The 19,094-nt window shown below is 32.4% G+C and carries 24 protein-coding genes; 19 read left to right on the forward strand and 5 right to left on the reverse strand.

Features of this window, described 5'->3' with window-relative positions; genetic code table 11:
- The first annotated feature begins 36 nt into the window (after nt 1–36).
- On the forward strand, nt 37–375 hold the full coding sequence (locus tag J0J35_RS01165) for a metal-sulfur cluster assembly factor (protein ID WP_017369035.1): 339 nt from the start codon (nt 37–39) through the stop codon (nt 373–375).
- An 825-nt stretch (nt 376–1,200) separates the two neighbouring features.
- Here J0J35_RS01165 and J0J35_RS01170 read toward each other — a convergent pair.
- The 3 genes from J0J35_RS01170 to J0J35_RS01180 are packed head-to-tail and all read right to left on the reverse strand — an operon-like array spanning nt 1,201 to nt 2,555.
- A complete protein-coding gene (locus J0J35_RS01170) occupies nt 1,201–1,827 on the reverse strand; it encodes a hypothetical protein (protein ID WP_206917196.1) in 627 nt (208 codons plus the stop codon).
- Between the two features lie 55 nt (nt 1,828–1,882).
- Nucleotides 1,883–2,272, reverse strand: a complete 390-nt coding sequence (locus tag J0J35_RS01175) for a CPBP family intramembrane glutamic endopeptidase (protein ID WP_206917200.1) — start codon at nt 2,270–2,272, stop codon at nt 1,883–1,885.
- The gene (locus J0J35_RS01180) at nt 2,259–2,555 is read right to left on the reverse strand and encodes a hypothetical protein (protein ID WP_206917203.1); all 297 of its coding nucleotides are present in this window, start codon (nt 2,553–2,555) and stop codon (nt 2,259–2,261) included. The genes J0J35_RS01175 and J0J35_RS01180 overlap by 14 nt, the downstream gene beginning before the upstream one ends.
- A 258-nt stretch (nt 2,556–2,813) precedes the next feature.
- Between J0J35_RS01180 and J0J35_RS01185 the strand changes: the two genes are divergently transcribed.
- Nucleotides 2,814–4,232 (forward strand): hypothetical protein, encoded by a 1,419-nt coding sequence (locus J0J35_RS01185; protein WP_206917207.1) that lies wholly within the window; start codon nt 2,814–2,816, stop codon nt 4,230–4,232.
- A gap of 441 nt (nt 4,233–4,673) precedes the next feature.
- On the opposite strand, the gene J0J35_RS01190 is transcribed toward J0J35_RS01185, so the two are convergent.
- Nucleotides 4,674–5,075, reverse strand: coding sequence for a transcriptional regulator (locus tag J0J35_RS01190; RefSeq protein ID WP_206917209.1), 402 nt, complete (start codon nt 5,073–5,075; stop codon nt 4,674–4,676).
- Between the two features lie 79 nt (nt 5,076–5,154).
- Here J0J35_RS01190 and J0J35_RS01195 point away from each other — a divergent pair, with 79 nt between their 5' ends.
- The 10 genes from J0J35_RS01195 to J0J35_RS01240 all read left to right on the forward strand — a co-directional run bounded on the left by J0J35_RS01195 (nt 5,155) and on the right by J0J35_RS01240 (nt 12,787).
- A complete protein-coding gene (locus J0J35_RS01195) occupies nt 5,155–5,820 on the forward strand; it encodes a YafY family protein (RefSeq protein WP_206917219.1) in 666 nt (221 codons plus the stop codon).
- 32 nt (nt 5,821–5,852) lie between these two features.
- Nucleotides 5,853–6,053, forward strand: coding sequence for a WYL domain-containing protein (locus J0J35_RS11770; RefSeq protein WP_370569337.1), 201 nt, complete (start codon nt 5,853–5,855; stop codon nt 6,051–6,053).
- Nucleotides 6,054–6,357: 304 nt separating this feature from the next.
- Complete coding sequence (locus J0J35_RS01205; RefSeq protein WP_206917221.1) at nt 6,358–6,951, forward strand: CGNR zinc finger domain-containing protein; 594 nt, start codon at nt 6,358–6,360, stop codon at nt 6,949–6,951.
- 686 nt (nt 6,952–7,637) lie between these two features.
- Nucleotides 7,638–8,141 carry an HPP family protein gene (locus J0J35_RS01210; protein WP_242534025.1) on the forward strand — a complete coding sequence of 168 codons (504 nt, stop codon included), beginning with the start codon at nt 7,638–7,640 and terminating at the stop codon, nt 8,139–8,141.
- A 24-nt stretch (nt 8,142–8,165) separates the two neighbouring features.
- A complete protein-coding gene (locus J0J35_RS01215; RefSeq protein ID WP_206917224.1) occupies nt 8,166–8,585 on the forward strand; it encodes a GFA family protein in 420 nt (139 codons plus the stop codon).
- Nucleotides 8,586–8,804: 219 nt separating this feature from the next.
- Nucleotides 8,805–10,226 (forward strand): bifunctional UDP-sugar hydrolase/5'-nucleotidase, encoded by a 1,422-nt coding sequence (locus J0J35_RS01220; protein WP_206917225.1) that lies wholly within the window; start codon nt 8,805–8,807, stop codon nt 10,224–10,226.
- Between the two features lie 33 nt (nt 10,227–10,259).
- On the forward strand, nt 10,260–10,583 hold the full coding sequence (locus J0J35_RS01225; protein ID WP_198494810.1) for a MazG nucleotide pyrophosphohydrolase domain-containing protein: 324 nt from the start codon (nt 10,260–10,262) through the stop codon (nt 10,581–10,583).
- Nucleotides 10,584–10,618: 35 nt separating this feature from the next.
- Nucleotides 10,619–11,218, forward strand: coding sequence for a DUF1349 domain-containing protein (locus tag J0J35_RS01230; protein ID WP_206917228.1), 600 nt, complete (start codon nt 10,619–10,621; stop codon nt 11,216–11,218).
- A 54-nt stretch (nt 11,219–11,272) separates the two neighbouring features.
- Nucleotides 11,273–11,752 (forward strand): cupin domain-containing protein, encoded by a 480-nt coding sequence (locus J0J35_RS01235; RefSeq protein ID WP_117517522.1) that lies wholly within the window; start codon nt 11,273–11,275, stop codon nt 11,750–11,752.
- Between the two features lie 600 nt (nt 11,753–12,352).
- Nucleotides 12,353–12,787 (forward strand): DUF523 domain-containing protein, encoded by a 435-nt coding sequence (locus J0J35_RS01240; protein WP_181965409.1) that lies wholly within the window; start codon nt 12,353–12,355, stop codon nt 12,785–12,787.
- 1,025 nt (nt 12,788–13,812) lie between these two features.
- Here the strand turns inward: J0J35_RS01240 and J0J35_RS01245 are convergent.
- Nucleotides 13,813–14,106 carry a hypothetical protein gene (locus tag J0J35_RS01245; protein ID WP_019291666.1) on the reverse strand — a complete coding sequence of 98 codons (294 nt, stop codon included), beginning with the start codon at nt 14,104–14,106 and terminating at the stop codon, nt 13,813–13,815.
- Nucleotides 14,107–14,262: 156 nt separating this feature from the next.
- Here J0J35_RS01245 and liaF point away from each other — a divergent pair, with 156 nt between their 5' ends.
- From liaF to J0J35_RS01280, 7 genes are all read left to right on the forward strand, one after another.
- Entirely contained in the window at nt 14,263–14,880 is a 618-nt protein-coding gene (gene liaF / locus J0J35_RS01250) for a cell wall-active antibiotics response protein LiaF (RefSeq protein WP_019291665.1), read from the forward strand.
- Entirely contained in the window at nt 14,877–15,857 is a 981-nt protein-coding gene (locus J0J35_RS01255; RefSeq protein ID WP_019291664.1) for a sensor histidine kinase, read from the forward strand. Before liaF ends, J0J35_RS01255 begins: the two co-directional genes overlap by 4 nt.
- Nucleotides 15,858–15,874: 17 nt before the next feature.
- Entirely contained in the window at nt 15,875–16,510 is a 636-nt protein-coding gene (locus J0J35_RS01260) for a response regulator transcription factor (RefSeq protein WP_206917230.1), read from the forward strand.
- Nucleotides 16,511–16,590: 80 nt separating this feature from the next.
- Nucleotides 16,591–17,394 (forward strand): Cof-type HAD-IIB family hydrolase, encoded by an 804-nt coding sequence (locus tag J0J35_RS01265; protein WP_019291663.1) that lies wholly within the window; start codon nt 16,591–16,593, stop codon nt 17,392–17,394.
- A gap of 61 nt (nt 17,395–17,455) precedes the next feature.
- Nucleotides 17,456–18,046: a peptidylprolyl isomerase gene (locus tag J0J35_RS01270; protein WP_019291662.1), complete on the forward strand. Its 591-nt coding sequence runs from the start codon at nt 17,456–17,458 to the stop codon at nt 18,044–18,046.
- Nucleotide 18,047: 1 nt separating this feature from the next.
- Nucleotides 18,048–18,443 carry a CvfD/Ygs/GSP13 family RNA-binding post-transcriptional regulator gene (locus tag J0J35_RS01275; RefSeq protein WP_019291661.1) on the forward strand — a complete coding sequence of 132 codons (396 nt, stop codon included), beginning with the start codon at nt 18,048–18,050 and terminating at the stop codon, nt 18,441–18,443.
- Nucleotides 18,444–18,460: 17 nt separating this feature from the next.
- Nucleotides 18,461–19,066: a TVP38/TMEM64 family protein gene (locus J0J35_RS01280; protein ID WP_206917233.1), complete on the forward strand. Its 606-nt coding sequence runs from the start codon at nt 18,461–18,463 to the stop codon at nt 19,064–19,066.
- Nucleotides 19,067–19,094 lie beyond the last annotated feature (28 nt).

Below are 19,094 nucleotides of genomic sequence, written 5' to 3' on the forward strand. Positions count from 1 at the left end.
TCAAATAGATTTTACAATGAGAATGTGGAGAAATTTATGAGTGAAGAAAGCAAATATTCTGATACACAAATAGAAGAAATTAAAACAAAGATTTTAGCAGCCTTGGAGACTGTTATTGACCCTGAGCTAGGTATTGATATCATTAACTTGGGCTTGGTCTATGAAATTTCCTTTGAAGACAATGGGTTTACTGAAGTCAAAATGACACTGACAACAATGGGTTGTCCGCTAGCAGACGTTTTGACTGATCAAATTCATGATGCGCTCAAAGAAGTTGAAGAAGTAACTGAAATCAAAGTCAACCTCGTCTGGTATCCAGCGTGGACAGTAGATAAAATGAGCCGCTATGCGCGTATCGCTTTAGGGATTCGCTAATATTGGTATAACTGGATTTAAGAGGCTCTTGATAAAAATATTAACTCTTTAAAAGTACATTTAGTACGGTATCTAAGCCGTTTTTGAAAAAACATTTATTGTTGTTAAATCTAGTAAAAACAGAGAAAAACAACATGGAAATTTCAATCCAATCAGCAATTCAAGAAATGCTTTTTGACAATAAAGCAAGAGGATTGTCGAAAAATACAATTATATTCAGAGAAAAAACACGAAAGGTTTTCTCTGTTTTTTTTTGTACCAAAATGAGATTTTAAATATTAACGAAATCAAACCAATTCATATAAAACAATATTTAGTTGACAGACTAGAATGTGGCTACTCGGAAACATCTGTTAATGCACAGTTGGGAATTATCAGGGCATTTGTTTGCATACTGTGTATCGTGTTTAATGAAGAAATTAATATGATTGATTTGGCTAACCATATAAACTCATAAAGTTGTAAAATGTATGGTTTCTGTTTATCTTTTCTTCTATTTTCTCTTGGAAAAAATTTTGAGCACTTCTACATAGTTAAATACTATGATATAACTACCCACTAAGAAGTGAGTAGATATCATTATTTTGATATTTATTAAACAGGTTTTTCAATAATAAATGTTAATGTATAAAATAAATCAGTCAAAAGAAATAGAAGTATTATCATTCCCAAAGCAAGTAGTATTATTATAACTCCTAAGTGTAAGACTAAATCTAGATGTTTGTTTTTAAGCAAATTATAACTCCAGTATTTTTATGTGAATGTAATAGTATATTGTGAACTATAGCACAGGTATCATGTTCTTTTAATAAAACATATTAATAACTAACTTCCCTTTTGTTCATTTACAAAGTTACGATATTCTACCCAACCTTTTATCATTGAAGTTGAAGTTAAGTAGGGCAAAAATACTGTTTGAGTAAGTGCCTCTATCATTTGAGAAATAGAAAGGGAAGATAAAGAAGAGTGATCGAAACCTATGCTTTCCATTTTAGTTTTCACTAAAATTCCATCAAAAAGGAGAGGGTTTTTAACAATGAAGCCAATTATGGTAGAAACAAACAACAAGGACTGTATAGTTGTGACCATGTGGCCAATTTCTTTAAGGGAAGCTTCGTGTTTTTTTACTAGAAAACCAACATAAAAGAAATTGGATAAGGGTATAAAAATTAAAGATAATAGAATAGAAGATGTATCACTTTCTCGAACAATAAAATAAAAAACTATTTGAAGAAGTATATTTATAAAAATAGGAAGTATAAAGAAAGAGACAATTTTTTCTAGGGGTTTATTTTTATTCTTTAATATAATATATATAACTCCGAGGGACAGTAAAGGAAGAAGTCCTATTTGCCATATGGATATTGTTCCAATAAAAAGCTTACCAATAATTATTGCTACTATGGAAAGTGTAAGCAGATTCTTTTTTAAAAATTGTTTTAATATATGCATATTACTCCATGTTATTATTATGAGTGTTAATAAAGTTAAAAAGTATGAAGGGAAATTAGGAAGACATCAGTACGACTCCTATAATGTTGTTTATCATATGCAAAGACAAAGCATATGATAGATTTTTCCCAGAAATAATATACGCTACAGTTATAACGATTGCTAAAGGCATGTAACTTGAAGCATCCATGATATTAGTATTAACGTGAATTAATGCAAATGATACCAAAGAAATTGCAATACACAATTTTTCATTAATAAATTGTGAAAGATCGGCGATCAATATTTTTCTAAACACTAATTCTTCAATTAGAGGAATTAAAACGCCAAGAAGTAAGAGTGAGAAAAGAAGGGGAACTTGAGTACTAGATTGTTCTATTGCTGCTTGATTTTCTGTTTGGGAACTATTTGTAATAAGAGATATACTTAAGTTACCAATTATCACAAGAACATACCCTAAAAGAAGGTATAGTGTTTTTTTTTATTGGGTGTGTTTGAAAAAATGAAAAACTATCTATTGTTTCACGACCATAAAAAACAAATGCAAGTATAATAGGAATAGCATACATGCCTAAGGTAAGAATAAGATCATTATCAAGTAAAGTTGGTAGAATACTGGTGATTAACATCAAGAATAATGACTTCGTATAAGGTACAATGACAATAAGCAAATAACATAATAAGAAGAGTAATGGTTTAATCTTCTTTGTAGTCAGTGATTTATTCATTATTTAAATTTCCTTTTCATCTTAAAATTTTGCGACTTTTTTAGTGTAACAAAAATATAATAAGGAATGAAATAACTTGTCTCTATTTGTTCTTGTAAAAGCGTAATAATACACACATCTTTAGGAAATGTTTATTTTCTTTATGTGACGGATATGTAGTAGTTAACTAATGTGTACGTAAATGTTATTTTTGTATTTCGTATGTTGCAAAAAAGCAAATACGCATAAATAATGTTTTATAGAAAGAAGTATATAGATATGAAAAAAAGTTTTTTATTAGGTGCTATACTCCTAACATCTCTTTCTTTGGCTGGATGTGCCGGTAAAGGAGAAAAAGTTGACACAAAAAATGCTCAAGAAACTTCAAGTGATGTTAAAAAAGATAAAGAAGGTGTAGACTCTAAAGGACTTACAGTTTCGAAGAAAGAGTTAAAAGAGAGCTCAAAAAAAATAAATAAGTACATTGAAACTAGCTATAGTAAGATGAATGATGTATGGCCAACAGTGGATAAGGAAAACTTCAGTATTTTTATCACAAATGGCGAAGAGGTCTACTTTACGAATGAAGATAAACAAGTTTCAAAAGAAAATTTAACAGATGAGATGAAGGACATTGTGGAGAGCACAGGGAATACTCCCGGCACCTTTGGAAAATTTATTTATAATGATAAACCTGCTGTTATGATGGTACCAGAGAAAGTTGACAAGGGAATAAAAGACTCTGAAATTCTTAGAACTTTTGAAACTGGTACACATGAATTATTCCATACTACTCAAGATAACTGGAATAATGAAGATGGTAACTCTCGTTCTGCCGTATATCCAGAAGAGGCTACACCAAGAAAATATAGAGCTAGTATGGTTGCAGCCTTAAGAACTGCCTACCATAATGAAAATAAAAAAGAAGAATCTATAGAAGAATTTAACTATTGGTACAACAAATGGACTAAAGAGTATCCTGAAGAAGTCGAAATGGCTAAAGCCACAGATATTTTGGAAGGGACTGCTGAGTACTTTGGGATGACTATGGCAGGTAAAGCGACCGATCAGAATCAGGTATACAAGGAATTAGAACAGCTACCTGTATTAGTCAAAGTAATTCCTAAAATTGATGCAGAAGCTTATGCTCTTGGTTTTTATGCTATAAATATTTTGAAAAATAATAATAAATTAAATACAGAATTAATGGAGCAGTTCAAGGAAACACCAGCAGAGCAACTACATAAGATTGCTCCAGAGTCGAACAAAGAATATTCTTTGGATAAAGAGGTAAGTAAACAGATTGATGAAGAAATCACTGATAAGAATAGAAGTACAGAGAAACTTCTAGGCACCTATCCTCAAGGTTATCTAGATGGAAAAATTTCTTACTTAAAAGTGGCACCTGAAATGAGTAATAGTGTACAATTTTCTTCATTTGTTTCTGTAGAAGGGATTGAGGGACAATTTGGGTTAAATGCACAAGGTGGTATGGCTAAAGGAATAACTGCAACGCATGGTACATTACTAATACTTCCTGATGGTCATTTAGCTCTCCCAATAGACAAAGGCGATATTAAAGAGAATGAAAATGGTACATTGACTGTGAAATCTTCAAGCTATGAAGTTTCTGATAACATTAAATTCAAAAAATCGAAAGATGAATTTGGTAATGTGGTTTATGAAGAAGTAAAATAATTGTTAGAATATCCTCTAATTCTGGCAAAATAAGTTACCATCATGAGAAAACAAAGGAATAATAGATTGTGTATTATATATACTATTTTATCTTTTTAGTTTGACATAGGAATATACACTTATTATCAATATATTTTCATACAAATAGAAAATAAAAGTTTCATCACGGTCGAAAGTATTAATAACTTTCCTCACTATTTTTCTTATTTTGGTAATCTATAGTTCATTTTGAGCAAGTAAATTCTGGAAAATAAAGTTATAAATTTTATTTTAAAACTTTATAACTTATACCTGTTTGAGTAACAGATATATTAACAAGTAAAAAAAGAGAACATAATACGTAGATTCTCTTTTTTTTATATATTAATATATAAATTTTATCCTGCTTGTTCTTTAAATATCAAAAAATATCAAATTCAAAATAATACACAGGATACCAATCTATCTATATGCAACTAGGATATATATTTTTCCGTTAGGATCATAAACTTCTAAATCAAAGTCATATATTCTAGTAAGATTTACTTTTTCTTCAGCATCCCAAATTATCTTCCAAGTATTTAAAATACCTAATTTATCCGAAGTATCTATTTCATACTTTTTCCACGCATAAGATGAACAATCATACTTTCCTTTTAAAAAATCTTCTATTCCTATTGAGAATGAATAATCTCCTTTATAATTCGATTCATATTCATGATAGACTCCAAAGACAGTCTTTCCCATTGTAAAAGCCTCTTTAACAAGATTTTGATTATCATTCCATGATGATATAAGTTTATTCTGTATATCAGGATCATTAAAATTATTAGTACGTATAGCATTGATAATATTGAATTTCATAGTGTTTTCTCCTTTTTACTATGATCTATTGTATAATATAAAGTGCGACATCGTTTGTCGTATTTTGGGAGGGAATTTTTTGAGCTCAAAGCGTTTATTTGGTATTTTATATTACCTTTCTCATACGAGAAAAGCTACAACCACAGAATTAGCAAGTCATTTTGAGGTATCAATTCGAATAATTAATAGAGATATAGATAAATTAAGTGAGATGGAAATTCCAGTATATACTGAAATGGGGAGAAATGGAGGAATATACTTACTAGATAGTTTCATTTTGGATAAAGTTTTATTGTCTAAAGAGGAGCAGGAGCATCTGTTGCTAACACTCAAGGGTACAAAAAATTTCAATCCAATGGTTGGTGAAAAAACTTTAGAAAAGCTAAAAGGTCTATTTGTAGAGGAGATAGAAGATTGGTTGGAAGTAGATCTTTCTTCATGGTATAGTGTGAAGAAAGGAAATGTGACTTTTGATTTCCTAAGAAAAAGTATTTTAAACAAAGAGCGGATAGAGTTTAAATATTTTGGTTCTAATAGTACTACTTTAAGAATATGCAATCCGTATAGACTCTTATTTAAATCACAAAATTGGTATCTCCAAGCTTACTGTCTAATAAAAAATGAATTTAGATTCTTTAAGTTGAATAGAATGACAGATGTTAGAAGTAAAGGCATTAAGTTTGAACGTGGAATTTCTCCAAAAAAAAAAATACCTCTGCGTATAACTATGCTTGGGAGAATGTAGAGTTAGAATTTTCCAATAAAATTTCTTATTTAATCTATGATCAGTTTCCACATGAAGATATTAGTGTAACTGATAATCAGACTATAGTAGTGAATACAATGCTACCAAATGAAAAATGGATAGGGCGTTTTCTATTATCATTTGGGAGTAATTTAAAAAAAGTTAACCCACCATCTGTTAAGGAAGCAGTAATTAAGGAAGCAGAAGGCATAATACATAATCTTAATACATGAGTTCCTGAAGAGCTTAAGAAGAAAATTAAGTGAAATAGGAGCGAGAACCATTATTTCACTTACAAGAAGTGGTATTAGATAAAACGTTGCCTTAAAAAAATCTATATTGTAAAATAAATTGTAATTTGATAAGATTAATTCAGCTGGTTTAGCGATTTTGAATGATAATATTTGGAAGAGGATTTGATATTAGGTTAATATTAAATCTTGGTGAAAATATCTTTTATATTCTACATATTGCTATTTAAAATATAAGCATTACTGTTAGACAAAAGCTTCAATCTAAACAGAAAGGAGAAATAAAATGGAATCAAAGTTTGTGATTGCTACGGATAATCTGGCACTGAACCTCGTTAACACTCAAATAATGAGATACAAGAAAAAAATAGAACTTATTAATGATGAAACAGACCTTCTTTCGTGGATTTTAATTCAGAAAAAATTAACAAGTAGTATACCCAAAAAATATCAACTAGACATATTAGAAAGTGCAGTTAGAACACAAGATATAACGGAAAAAGTTTTAAAATTAAGAGAAGTTATTGGAAATGAATTACAACATTTCATGAATCATGAAATCTCATTAGAAAATTGGATTTCAGATATAAATAAAAAACTCCATAATTTACCCTTTACATCTTGTATTGTTGATAAGGAACATGTTTTAGTTCCCTATAATTCTACGGGGTATCGGGCTTTCTTATCAGTGATCTATTTATCTCTCTCCGAGCTCATTGAGAATGAAGATATTAAAAAATTAAAGCATTGTGCAAATCCCGAGTGTATACTTATATTTCTTGACAAAACTGGTCGCAGAAAATGGTGCTCAATGGATATATGTGGTAATAGAAATAAATCTAAAAAATTTACAAAAAAACAAAAAGAAAAATATACATAAAAAACAGGAAGTTGTTGACTTTCTGTTTTTTATATATATTTTCAGATTAGTTTATTAATCCTAATATATTATCCAGCATATGTAAAAGGATAACGAAAGTTAAAGATTTTTTAGCTTTAAGATATACTATTGCAAAAATTATAGCTCCAGGTGAGTATATAAGAATATCTATAAAAAATATGTCGGGAAATTATCTCTTCAAGAATTAGTCTTAGTATATCGAAAACCACTATTACAAAAACAGGTACGTTATCAGTAACCGTCATAGTTTCATTATCGGGGGTCTTTGAAAAGCCATAGACTATTTTGGAAATATTTTCAGCAATTAGCATCACTCCTAACCAAATAGGAATACTGACTCTAATAAGATTGTATGATACTTGAAATAAGAAAAAACTTTTCGAATTTCCTCCCAAAATAATGCAATACCAAATATACTTGGTACCCCAAGATTGAATGCAAATAGAATAAACTCGGAATTGACCCAATTATTTCTAAGAAATCCTGAAGGAAGCAATAATGGTAACGTCCCCAGTTGTAATACTGCAAACAATATATACCCATTATCTCATTGTTTCCAATATCTATAAAATTTATGAACAAATAAACATAAAAAACTAACCTCTAAATTTATGTTTGACAGGTTAGTTTGTTTTTTGATAAAATAGCTTTAGTAAAGGAGAAAAATGAAATATTTTAATATAAAATCAATGACACCGCTAAAGTCAAGCCCACGAGATGCATTTGTTGGGTTTTTAGGAGGAGTAGCGGCAATATATATCTTACTTTTACTTACTAAGTGGAGTGGGAATTTATTCATTATGGCTCCCTTTGGTGCGAGTTGTGTATTAGCTTTTGGAGTGTGGGACTCCCCCCTATCACAGCCGAGAAATATAGTCGGAGGACATCTCATTTCGTCTTTTGTAGGAATTTTTTTTCACCGTTTTTTCGGGTCTTCAATGCTCCTCACTGCTATTGCAGTAGGCATTGCTATATCACTTATGATCTTGTCAAAGACGACACATCCTCCCGCAGGTGCAGATCCTTTAGTAATATTGTTAGGGTCTGGTACAGTAGGGTGGTCCTATTTACTTACACCTGTTTTGGCAGGTGCGCTGGTGATTGTTATTGTTGGTCTAGTAGTAAATAATCTGGCCAAGGGGAGAAAATACCCTAAATTTTGGTTGTAATATAAAATAGATAGGAGAATTAATATGATAAAAGGAAGTTGTTTGTGTGGAGGAGTAGCATATGAAATTAAGGAGTTAAGAGGGCCACTGGTGTTTTGCCATTGCAGTTTTTGTAGAAGAGCACACTCTTCTGCTTTCTCCGCAAATTTAAGTGCTCTAAAAACTGATTTTAATCTACTTTCTGGTGAAGAGCTGTTGTCTTCGTACGAGGCACTTAATGAGTTTTCACAAGATAAAAAAAGATATTTTTGCTCAAACTGTGGTAGTACATTATGGCATATAAAAGGCGCTGCGCCAGAAATGATGACTTTCAAAATAGGTTGCATCAGTGAATATCCTGATTTTGAAAAACAAAAATTTGAAAGCTACCACATATATCGTGATTCCGATAAACCTTGGCTTTCTTACGAAGGACTTGAGAGTTTTCCGGATAGAAAAGGGTGATAATACTATTTTTCCAGATAAAAGTGAAGTATGAGCGAATGAAAAACATATGTAGGTGCATATGTTTTTTTGATCCATATAAAGTACCCGTAATACTATTTATAAAAATATTTTTGAAATTTTATGAATAGTTTGCTATTATATATAGTAACTTGTATATTTAGATTTTACCGGTTATTTTTTGTGGTGCAGTAACTATTTTATATTTATTGGGGAAAAATGAAACTTACAATTCTACATACGAACGATACCCATTCTTATCTTGATGATATGGGGAAAAGAGCAAAGAAAATAAATGAAATAAGAGAAAAAAATCTATCAGAAGGTAATACTACATTATTGATTGGCGCAGGAGATGCTCTTTCAGGTGACTTATATTATAATCTTTATCATGGTAAGAAGGAAGCTCAATTACTTAATCTTTTACAATACGATGTAATGACTTTAGGAAATCATGAATTTGATGGAGGTTCTCATATTTTGTCACAGTTTATAAGAGATGTGAATTTCCCCATAGTTACTAGTAATATTAATTTTAAGCATGACAAACTTATCGCTCCTTTGGTTGAAGAGAAAAAAATTTTACCTTATATGATTAAAACCTTATCTTCAGGAGTGAAGATAGGCATATTCGGTCTTACAACATTGGAAACCCCTTCCTACGGGTTTCCAAGCTCAGAAACTATTTTTAATGACCCTTTTATGGTAGCACGGGAAATGATTGATAAATTGATTGAATTGGAGAGTGATATTATAATTCTTGTTAGCCATTTAGGAGATGATATAGATATTCTGTTGTCTAAAGAAATTGATGGAATTAATGTCATTGTTGGGGGGCACACCCACGTTCCGATAGAAGAAAATATAGTTGTGAATGATACGATTATAGTACAAGCTGGAGCTTACGGAGAATTTTTAGGAGAAGTTAATCTAGAATATACAGATACAGGAAAAATAAAATTGGTCAATAAGTTTCTGCACAAAGTTAGTGAGAATGCAGTTGATGAAAGATTGGAATCCTTCTTATCAGATATGAAGCATGAAAAAAATAAATTATCTTCACATAAGCTATTTACTGTTAAGGATAGAATTGATGGAGAGCGCATTGTTTCATCTAAACCTTTCTCTACCTTAGGAAATGTAGTAGCAGATGCTTTTTTTCTAGAAGCAATTGAACAAGGATACCAACCAGACTTAGCTGTAATAAATGGGGGAGGGATTCGATCATCAATACCTAACGGAGAAATAAGTCGAGTAGATTTAATTAAAGTTCTTCCATTTTCAAAGCAATTAATGTTATTAGAAATTGAGGGGCTCTTCTTATTTGAAGCCTTGAAATATGGTAAGTTCCCACAAGTTTCAAAGTTAAAACTTTATTATTCTGAAAAGCAAGAACTCAAAAGGGTGGATGTAAGTAAGGATGACAAGTGGCAGCCTTTGCAAATGAGAAAGAAATATAGGGTAGTCACTAATTCGTTTGTTGGGCAAGGAAAAGATAATTATGAGGCTTTCAAGAAAGGAATAATTCTTAACGAAAACATACAAGAAGATGTAGTAGCTCTCGAAACCTATTTAACAAAGCTTCCTCAACCAATTAACGTTAAATATGAAGAAAGAATAAAAGTGGGAAGCGTAATTTAACGCATATTTACGAGAAAAGAAAGGGAAAATGTCATGAAATTTGAAGAATATCAAGAATGGGTCAAAATGTTCTATAAAAAAAGAGGGTGGTATAATTATAGCCCCTTTATACGCTGCAATTTTCTCACGGAAGAGGTTGGTGAGTTAGCACAAGCAATAAGAAAAAAAGAAATAGGTAGAGATCGACCGGACGAAATTGAGGGGGATGAAGTAGAGAAGATTGAATATATAAAAGAAGAGCTTGGGGATGTCCTAGATAATGTTTTTATTATGGCAGATAAATATAACCTTTCAATCAGTGATATTATGGAATCACACAGAACTAAATTAGAAGAAAGATATAAAAAAGAGCATTAAGTTTTTATACCATGTAAATAGGAAGATGAAGGAATATGTTGAGCGAGAATTATAATTGGATAAGAAAACCGGAAAAAACTAAAATACTTAATGGAATGGTCGAGATATATACTAATCCTCATACAGATTTATGGCAAAGAACTTATTATAACTTTCAAAATGATAATGCTCCAATATTTTATAAGGAAGTGGAAGAAGAGTATTTTTCTTTTACAGTCAAGACTGAGTTTAGAGATGCGAAGCATAGATTTGATCAGTGTGGAATAGTTATATATCAGGATAGTGAAAATTGGTTGAAAGCTTCATCTGAATATGAGAATGGAGATTATCAACATTTAGGGTGTGTGGTTACAAACAGCGGATATTCCGATTGGTCAACTATGGAAATAGTTCCTTCTATAAAAGAGATTTGGTATCGAGTAAGCAGAAGAGAGTCAGATTTTCGTGTTGAGTACTCTAGTGATGGAAAAATATTCCACCAAATGAGGATATGTCACTTAAATAAAGGTGGTGGAAAAGTGAATATTGGAATATATGCGTGTTCACCTGAAGAATCAAGTTTTAAAGCTTCTTTTTCAAACTTTAAATTTTCAGAATGTCTTTGGGGAGATCATGTAGGTCAGGCCCCAGACTAATCTGTACTACATATCGTATCTCTTAAAAATCAGATAGAAAGCATAAAGGTTAAAATGACTAATTACAAAGATTGGATAAAAGATCTTGGACTACTCCCTCATCCCGAAGGAGGCTATTATAAAGAAACTTACTTACATCCTGAAACACTTTTTACTCAAAAAGGAGAAAGGAGCCTAAGTTCTTCATGTTTGTTTTTACTCACTGAAGAAAATCCTTCTCATTTACACAGATTATCAGCAGATGAAACTTGGTTTTATCACAGTGGTAATGCGTTGACTGTGCATTGTATATTTCCTGACGGGAACTATGAAGAAGTAAAAATAGGACCTGATGTCAAAAAAGGCCAGTTACTTTCATGGACTGTCCCAGCTGGAACTATATTTGGCTCAACTGTGAAGAGCGGTTACGCACTAGTAAGTTGTGTGGTTACACCTGCTTTTACATTTGAAGATTTTGAATTATTTACCCAAGAGCAATTGATAAATCATTACCCTCATTTGGAAAAAATCATTAAACAATTAGCTTATGAGTAGTATTAATCTAAATTATATAAAGTTATTAGGAGTATAACAAGTAATCAATATACTAAAAAAAATATAAGTTTAGAATACTACATATGTCTATAACAAAATTAGATCCTCATGAAGTGGGACACAGTATTCCCGACATTGAAATATAGCATCAATTTTACAAGGTTTATATATTAAAGGACAAATTTTGGGAAATTACTTGAGGAACACATTATGTGTAAATCAGACTGTGCTTTTTAATAAGTATAAGAGTTCCAATAGAATTAAGGAAAGAATGATGCTTCTTCGAGTGCGACAGTCGAAGAGAGGGAGTATAAAAGGGCGTTAATGCGGATATAATCCTATTTTATACATACTTTAAATAAAATATCAGTTAATATAATTTATAAAATAGGACAGGTATGTATTTCATCTGTCTTTTTTATAGGAGCATGTTATAAAAATGTAATCTGTAAGACTGAGGGTTTTGTTACTTTTTTTAATTAAAAATGTTTATAAATATCATTTTATTCCGAACGATATGAGCTTTTTTAAGTTTTGTAATATAAAAGACTGTATTTATAGTCTTTAAAACCGTACAATAGAGTTAGGAGGTGCTATATTGTGAAAAAAGAAAATAACCTAAAAGAAGAAGTTATATTAGTTAGTTCATGCCTTGCTGGTATTCCATGCCGATATAATGGTAAGGCAGCCCCTAATGCTGAGGTCATAGAATTAGTGGAAAGTGGTAGAGCAATACCAGTATGTCCTGAAGTTTTAGGTGGGCTGCCAACTCCACGCCCAGCTGCTGAAATAGTTGGAGACAAAGTGTTGAGTCAAGAGGGAGAAGATTTTACTCCTGAATTTATATATGGAGCAAAAAAGACACTAAAAATTGCTGAGGAGTTGGAATGCAAGAAAGCTATTCTTAAATCAGGCAGTCCATCCTGTGGTTTTAAAAAAATATATGATGGGACGTTTACAGGAAATATGAAAGAAGCAAACGGTATAGCGGCTCAGTTATTACATGACAATGGAATAGAAATAGAGTCTAGGTGATATTATGAATATTATTACTATTCCATACCTCTACTTTCTATGGGAATTTATAAAGCAAGACTCATATGAATGATAATATACCAAAGCTATTCACTATAATTTTGTTAGTTAGTATAGCTTAGTAGAATAAGGTTATTTGAAGGGATTAGAGAGAACACATCTTCAGTTTGATAGCAATATCCTCTTGACTAAAAAGATTCAAGAAATCTCTAATTTACTTATATAAGCCTAGTTTTTATGGATGGGGGAAATATAACTTATTCCTCTCAAATATTTTAATTTATAAAAAAGGATGACTATCATTGTAAAATCTTATAGGTAGTACATATTATTTTTGGGGGATTAAGTTTTTGAAAGCAAACTTATCCAATTTTTATAAAGTTAAAAATTACAGGGTAGTGTATGTATTATTTTAACTATGGAATACTTATACAAGAAGATAATAAAAGAATAATTTTACTTCAAATAAAAAAGAGAAACACTCTCTTTTTTGTTATGAAAGTCAAACACTCATTTTTATATGGAAAAATAGTGATAAAGTAACAACAGTGCCAGAACAAACTGACTTTGATTTAAAAAAATTAAAAACTTAATTGACTCTATTGAATTGATGATACTGAATTTGAATGAGATTTTTAAACCAATTTGTGGCAAGAATTAAAAGAGTCTTTAGAAATTTCTTTATGGTACATTTAGTATACATTCCAAGCTATTTATTGTTTGGCTTTGAAAGTACAGTAGTCTATAATCACTGATATAACAACAATAAAAAAAGTTCAAAAATATACCAGCGTGGACGATCGATAAAATGAGCCGATATGCGCGTATCGCTTTGGGTATTCGCTAATCTACTCAAAAAAGCATTACAGGAGAATTCATTAGGATTCTCTTTTGTTTTGTAAAAAGATAAAGTATTTTTATTTTTAAATCATTCATTGTTAGCATTGCACAAACAAGGTGACTAAAAAAACTTCTATCTATATTGGACAGAAGTTGAGTGAGGAAAAGTATCTAAAGTAATCAAATTAAAGTGTAAGTTCAGACAGGTTAGATACGCTTATCCGATAAACTTCCTCCGGTGATAATGTATAACTTTCTACTGATAAACTTCCATCCTTATTTATTTCTAGTTTCTGGCTGGGCCCTGCAAGTGGTGACAGACTAGCTCCCCAAGCGGCAGACATATTTTTTAAGATATTGTTTTCTTCAATAAAATTATTAGACTTCTTTGTTCCAAGAAAACGAATTTCGTTATTGTCAAAAGTTAACTTTATTCTAAAATTTGCCAATAATTCTGCTTTGATTAATTGTGGAACCATAAAATTTCTTTTCTATATAATAATTGTAACGCTTTCATAAAGAGGAGTCAAAGACAAGCTTATTCAAAAGATCGCTTTAGGTATTCGCTAAATAGAAATTTCAAAATAAGACCAAAGACCGAGCATAGAGCGGTCTTTTTTTGGTAGAATAGAGGTATGAATAGACGGATAAAAACATTTATTGTTATAGAGCTTTGTATCATAGTTGCTTTGCTTTTGCATATTATAAAATCACCGTACTTTCTTGTATTGCTTGCTTTAGCTATATCTTTCAGTATATTGTCACGTAAAATAACCTTTCTCCGTCCTGTCACAGCTGTGCTCTGGATTTTCTTTGCAGTAATGCTCTTGACAGCTGGATGGTTTTGGCTTGCTCTTCTCTTTCCTCTTTTGGTTGGGATTAGTTTTTGGAAAAGGCAAGCCTACACGATGCCAAATTCTTCTTATAGCCAAGCTTATGCGGAGAGTCAGGAAGACATCACACGGGCAAATGGAAATGATGTAATTGATCTCTACGATGTCAATTTTAGGCCTGAAGGAAACAGCTTGAGCATCAAAAAATCAGCAGGAAATACTAAAATTATCGTGCCGGAAGATGTTGCCGTAGCTTTAGAAATTACGGTACACAATGGCATTGTCAAGATTTTTGATGAAGAGACCGAAATTAACCCTGTAAATTTTCGTTATTTCTCAGATATGACAGAAGATACGCAAAAACGGATGCGTATTAAACTCCAGGTTGAAACAGGAAATGTTGAGGTGGTGAAAGGATGAAGAAATCAATCATTAAAACCTTTACCGTCCTTTTTATCATTATTGTTTTGGTTGATGTGCTATTGTTTTCAATCACGAGCGGTGTTTCAACAGCCAGTATTATGGGCGAGATTGCGAATAATTTTTATGGTATCTGGATTTTTCTCTCGGTAGCAGGATTATTGGCCTTAGTTTTTACTTTTTTCAATTTTTTGGAAAACAGCAAAATTAAGAGAGATTTTTATGAAGATATCCAGCGTGTGAGTCAAAATCAAGAACCGGAGCATCCAGAATTGAAGGCTCTTCATTTGCGCTTAAAAGAGATGTCTGTCGAACTGCAAGAACTCTCAAGTCAAAAATCAGCAAATAAAGCAGAAATTGTGGAAACGGAAAGAAAACGTATTTCACGTGAGCTTCATGATTCGGTCAGTCAAGAACTTTTTGCCGCAACGATGATTCTCTCTTCTGTAACGGGTAGCGAAGCTGAAAACTCTAATCTCACACAAGATCAAATTTTGACGCAAACACGTTTAGTTTTAAAAATATTGCATGAAGCACAAAATGAGATGCGAGCCTTATTGTTGCATTTAAGACCTATTGAATTGGACGGCAAGTCCCTTTCGGCAGGTTTAAATTCCTTGACGGATGAATTACAAGCAAAGATATCCGCCAATATTAATGTGAAACTCAGTGATATTCAAGCTTCATCTAACATTGAAGATAACCTCTTCCGTATGGCACAGGAAATTCTGAGCAATGCACTACGGCATTCACAAGCTGATAATATTGAAGTTGTTCTAAAAGAGCAGTATGACAATATTATTCTTAGAATAGCAGATGATGGTGTCGGCTTTGATACACGAGACAGTAAATCAGCCAGCTATGGTCTGGTCAATATAAAAGAGCGCGCGCTTTTGCTCGGTGGGGATGTTAAAATTATTAGTGCGCCAAATCAAGGAACAAGTGTCGAGATACGCATTCCACAAGTGAACCAATAAGAAGTTAAAAGGAAAAAATGGATAAAATAAAATTATTAATTGTTGATGATCATCAAATGGTCCGCTTAGGGCTCTCTAGCTTTATGAATATTCAGCCCGATATTGAAGTCGTAGGAGAGGCAGCGGATGGCGAATCAGGCTATCTTAAAGCAAAAAATTTAAAACCAGATGTCATTCTGATGGATTTGGTTATGGACCGTCTAGATGGCATTGGGGCGACGCAAAAAATCTTAGCGGAAATGCCAGAACAGAAGATTTTGATTTTGACGAGCTTTTTAGATGATGAAAAAGTCTTTCCAGCTTTGGCTGCTGGGGCAAAAGGTTATATTCTCAAAACTTCTCAGGCTGCCGAAATTGCCAGTGCTATCCGTAAAGTTGCGAGCGGGCAAGATGTTTTGTCGGGAGCGGTTAAAGAAAAAATCAATCAACAAAAGCATCGAAAACCTGAATTGTATGACAATCTTTCAAAAAGAGAAATGGAAGTTTTGAAAATATTAGCCCAGGGGCTTTCTAATCAGGAGATTGCGAATCAACTATTTATAAGTCTTAAAACAGTTAAAACACATGTCTCTAACATCTTTAATAAATTAGAAGTGAATGATCGGACGCAAGCAACAATTTACGCTATCCAACACAAACTGGTCGATCAGTAAAAAATTTTAAAAAGTAGAAATCATCATCCCTAATTGTATGTACAATAGCGAAAATAACCTATATCTGGTATAATAGAGTCATGAAAGATTTAATCGAAAAAGCTTCAAAAATCAAAATTATTTTTTTCGATATCGATGATACTTTACGTGACCTAAAAACAGGCTATATACCCGAAAGCTTACCCTTTATCTTTGAAACTTTACGCCAAAAAGGAATAAAAACAGGTATTGCGACAGGACGAAATTACTATAATGTTCTCCCTGAAATCCGCAATTTAAATCCTGATTTTTTTGTAACGATTAATGGTGCTTTGGTGCAAAACCAGGCGCAGGAGATTATTTACAAAAATCCCTTGGATAAAAAAACTGTTGATGAAATAGTGTCTTGGCTAAAGAGTGAAGGTGCTGAATATCTTTTTGTAGGAAATGAGAACTTAAAAGCTTCAAAATGGGAAGGATTAACTGAGAGCGTTATTCCAGCTGATTATGGCGTACTCGAAGTTAAACCAGATTACTACAAAGAGCATGATGTTTTTCAACTCCTTACAATCTCTGAGCATGATCAAAGACTTCGACTGCCTCAACGTTTGGCTCAAAAAGTAAGAATGGTACGATGGCACCCGAATTCTTCCGATATTGTTCCGGTTTTAGGGAGCAAAGCCAATGGCTGTATGAAAGTATTAGAATATCTCGGTCTTGCACCAGAAAATATGATGAATTTTGGCGATGAGCTTAATGATAAGGAGCTTTTTGATTTGGCTGGACTTTCGGTGGCTATGAAAATCTCACATCCTCTCATTTTGGAAAAAGCAGACTATGTCACGGATACAGTACAGAAAGATGGTATTTTAAAAGCTTTGCGTACACTTCAACTCATCGATTAAACTTACAAAAATGAAAGTCTCATCTACGAGATTTTTGATAAAATTTAGAAAAGAGAAACAAATGACTTACCCACAACTTAATCTTGAAGCATATGATGGAACAACAGCAATCATCCATACTAATCATGGGGATATGACTGTGAAACTCTTTGACGAGCTTGCTCCAAAAACTGTTAAAAACTTTGTTGAACTCAGCAAAAAAGGATACTACGATGGTATTATTTTCCACCGTATTATCAAAGACTTTATGATTCAAGGTGGCGACCCAACAGGAACAGGTATGGGTGGTGAATCAATCTATGGTGAAAAATTTGAAGATGAATTTTCACAAGATGCGTTCAATATTCGTGGTGCCTTGTCAATGGCCAATGCTGGACCAAATACAAATGGAAGCCAGTTCTTCATTGTTCAAAACCAAAACCTCCCTTATCCAAAATCAGCCTTGATTGATGGTGGATGGCCTGAAGAAGTTGCTGAAGTCTACACTCAAGGTGGAACACCGCATCTGGACGGGCGTCACACAGTATTTGGCCAACTTGTAGATGAAAAATCATTTGAAGTTTTAGATAAAATTGCCGCTGTACGTGTCGGAATGCAAGATCGTCCAGTTGACGATGTAGTCATCGAAAATATTGAAATTATCGAGAAATAAAATGATTGATAAATCCGTAAAAATTGGTGATAAAGTCACTGCTGAGATAATCGGGCTCCAAGATTATGGTGCTTTTGTAAAGTTTGCGGACCGTCAAAATACTGAACATAAAGGCTTGATTCATATTTCTGAAGTTCAGTCAGGTTTCGTCAAAAATATTCGAGAAGTTATCAAAGTAGGGCAACATGTAAAAGCTCAGATAATAGATATTGATGAGTACAATGGTAAAGTCAGTCTCTCCATTCGCAGTCTCGAAGAAAATCCACAAAATCATTACTTTTATCGTAAAAAACGATTCACAGATTCTCGTAATAAGATTGGCTTTAAAAGTTTAGCTGAGAAAAGAGAACTTTGGATTGAAGAAGGCGAAAAATATCTGAAAGAAAGAGCAAACTAAATCCACACGAGGTGAAGATGAACAACATTGTCTTAAAATATACCAAACGAGTTTTTAACGTGATTACAATTTTGGGTTTTATTGCTACTATTGTTGGTAGTGTTTACCTCTGGCATCTCGGGGCTTTTCAAGATCAAGAAATTTTGAAACGTCTAGTAACAGCGCATGCTTTGCTTGGTCCGATAATTTTCTTCTGTATGCAAATTATTCAAGTAATTATTCCGATTATTCCGGGAGGATTAACAATTGCAGCAGGGGTCTTAATATTTGGACCTTTCTGGGGTTTTGTTTACAATTATGTCGGGATAGTTGTTGGTTCAGTGATACTTTTCCATCTTGGTCGAAAGTATGGACAGTCCTTAGTTCAGGTCTTTGTCAAAGAGAAAACCTACAACAAGTATATGGCTTGGCTCGAAAAAGGGCAAAAGAGATTTAATATCGCTTTTCTACTTTTAATTCTCTCACCAATCGCGCCTGATGATGCTTTGGTTCTCATTGCGAGTCAGACTCGTATGAGTTGGAAATTCTTTAACTGGGTGATGATTTTATGTAAGCCACTACCGATTTTATTCTATTCGTATGCTTTAATCTTCGGTGGAAACTTACTTGGAAATTTGTTCTAAGAAGAACTTTAAATAACAAACAATAATG

It is taken from the genome of Lactococcus sp. LG606, from assembly GCF_017309645.1.
GTDB lineage: Bacteria > Bacillota > Bacilli > Lactobacillales > Streptococcaceae > Lactococcus > Lactococcus petauri.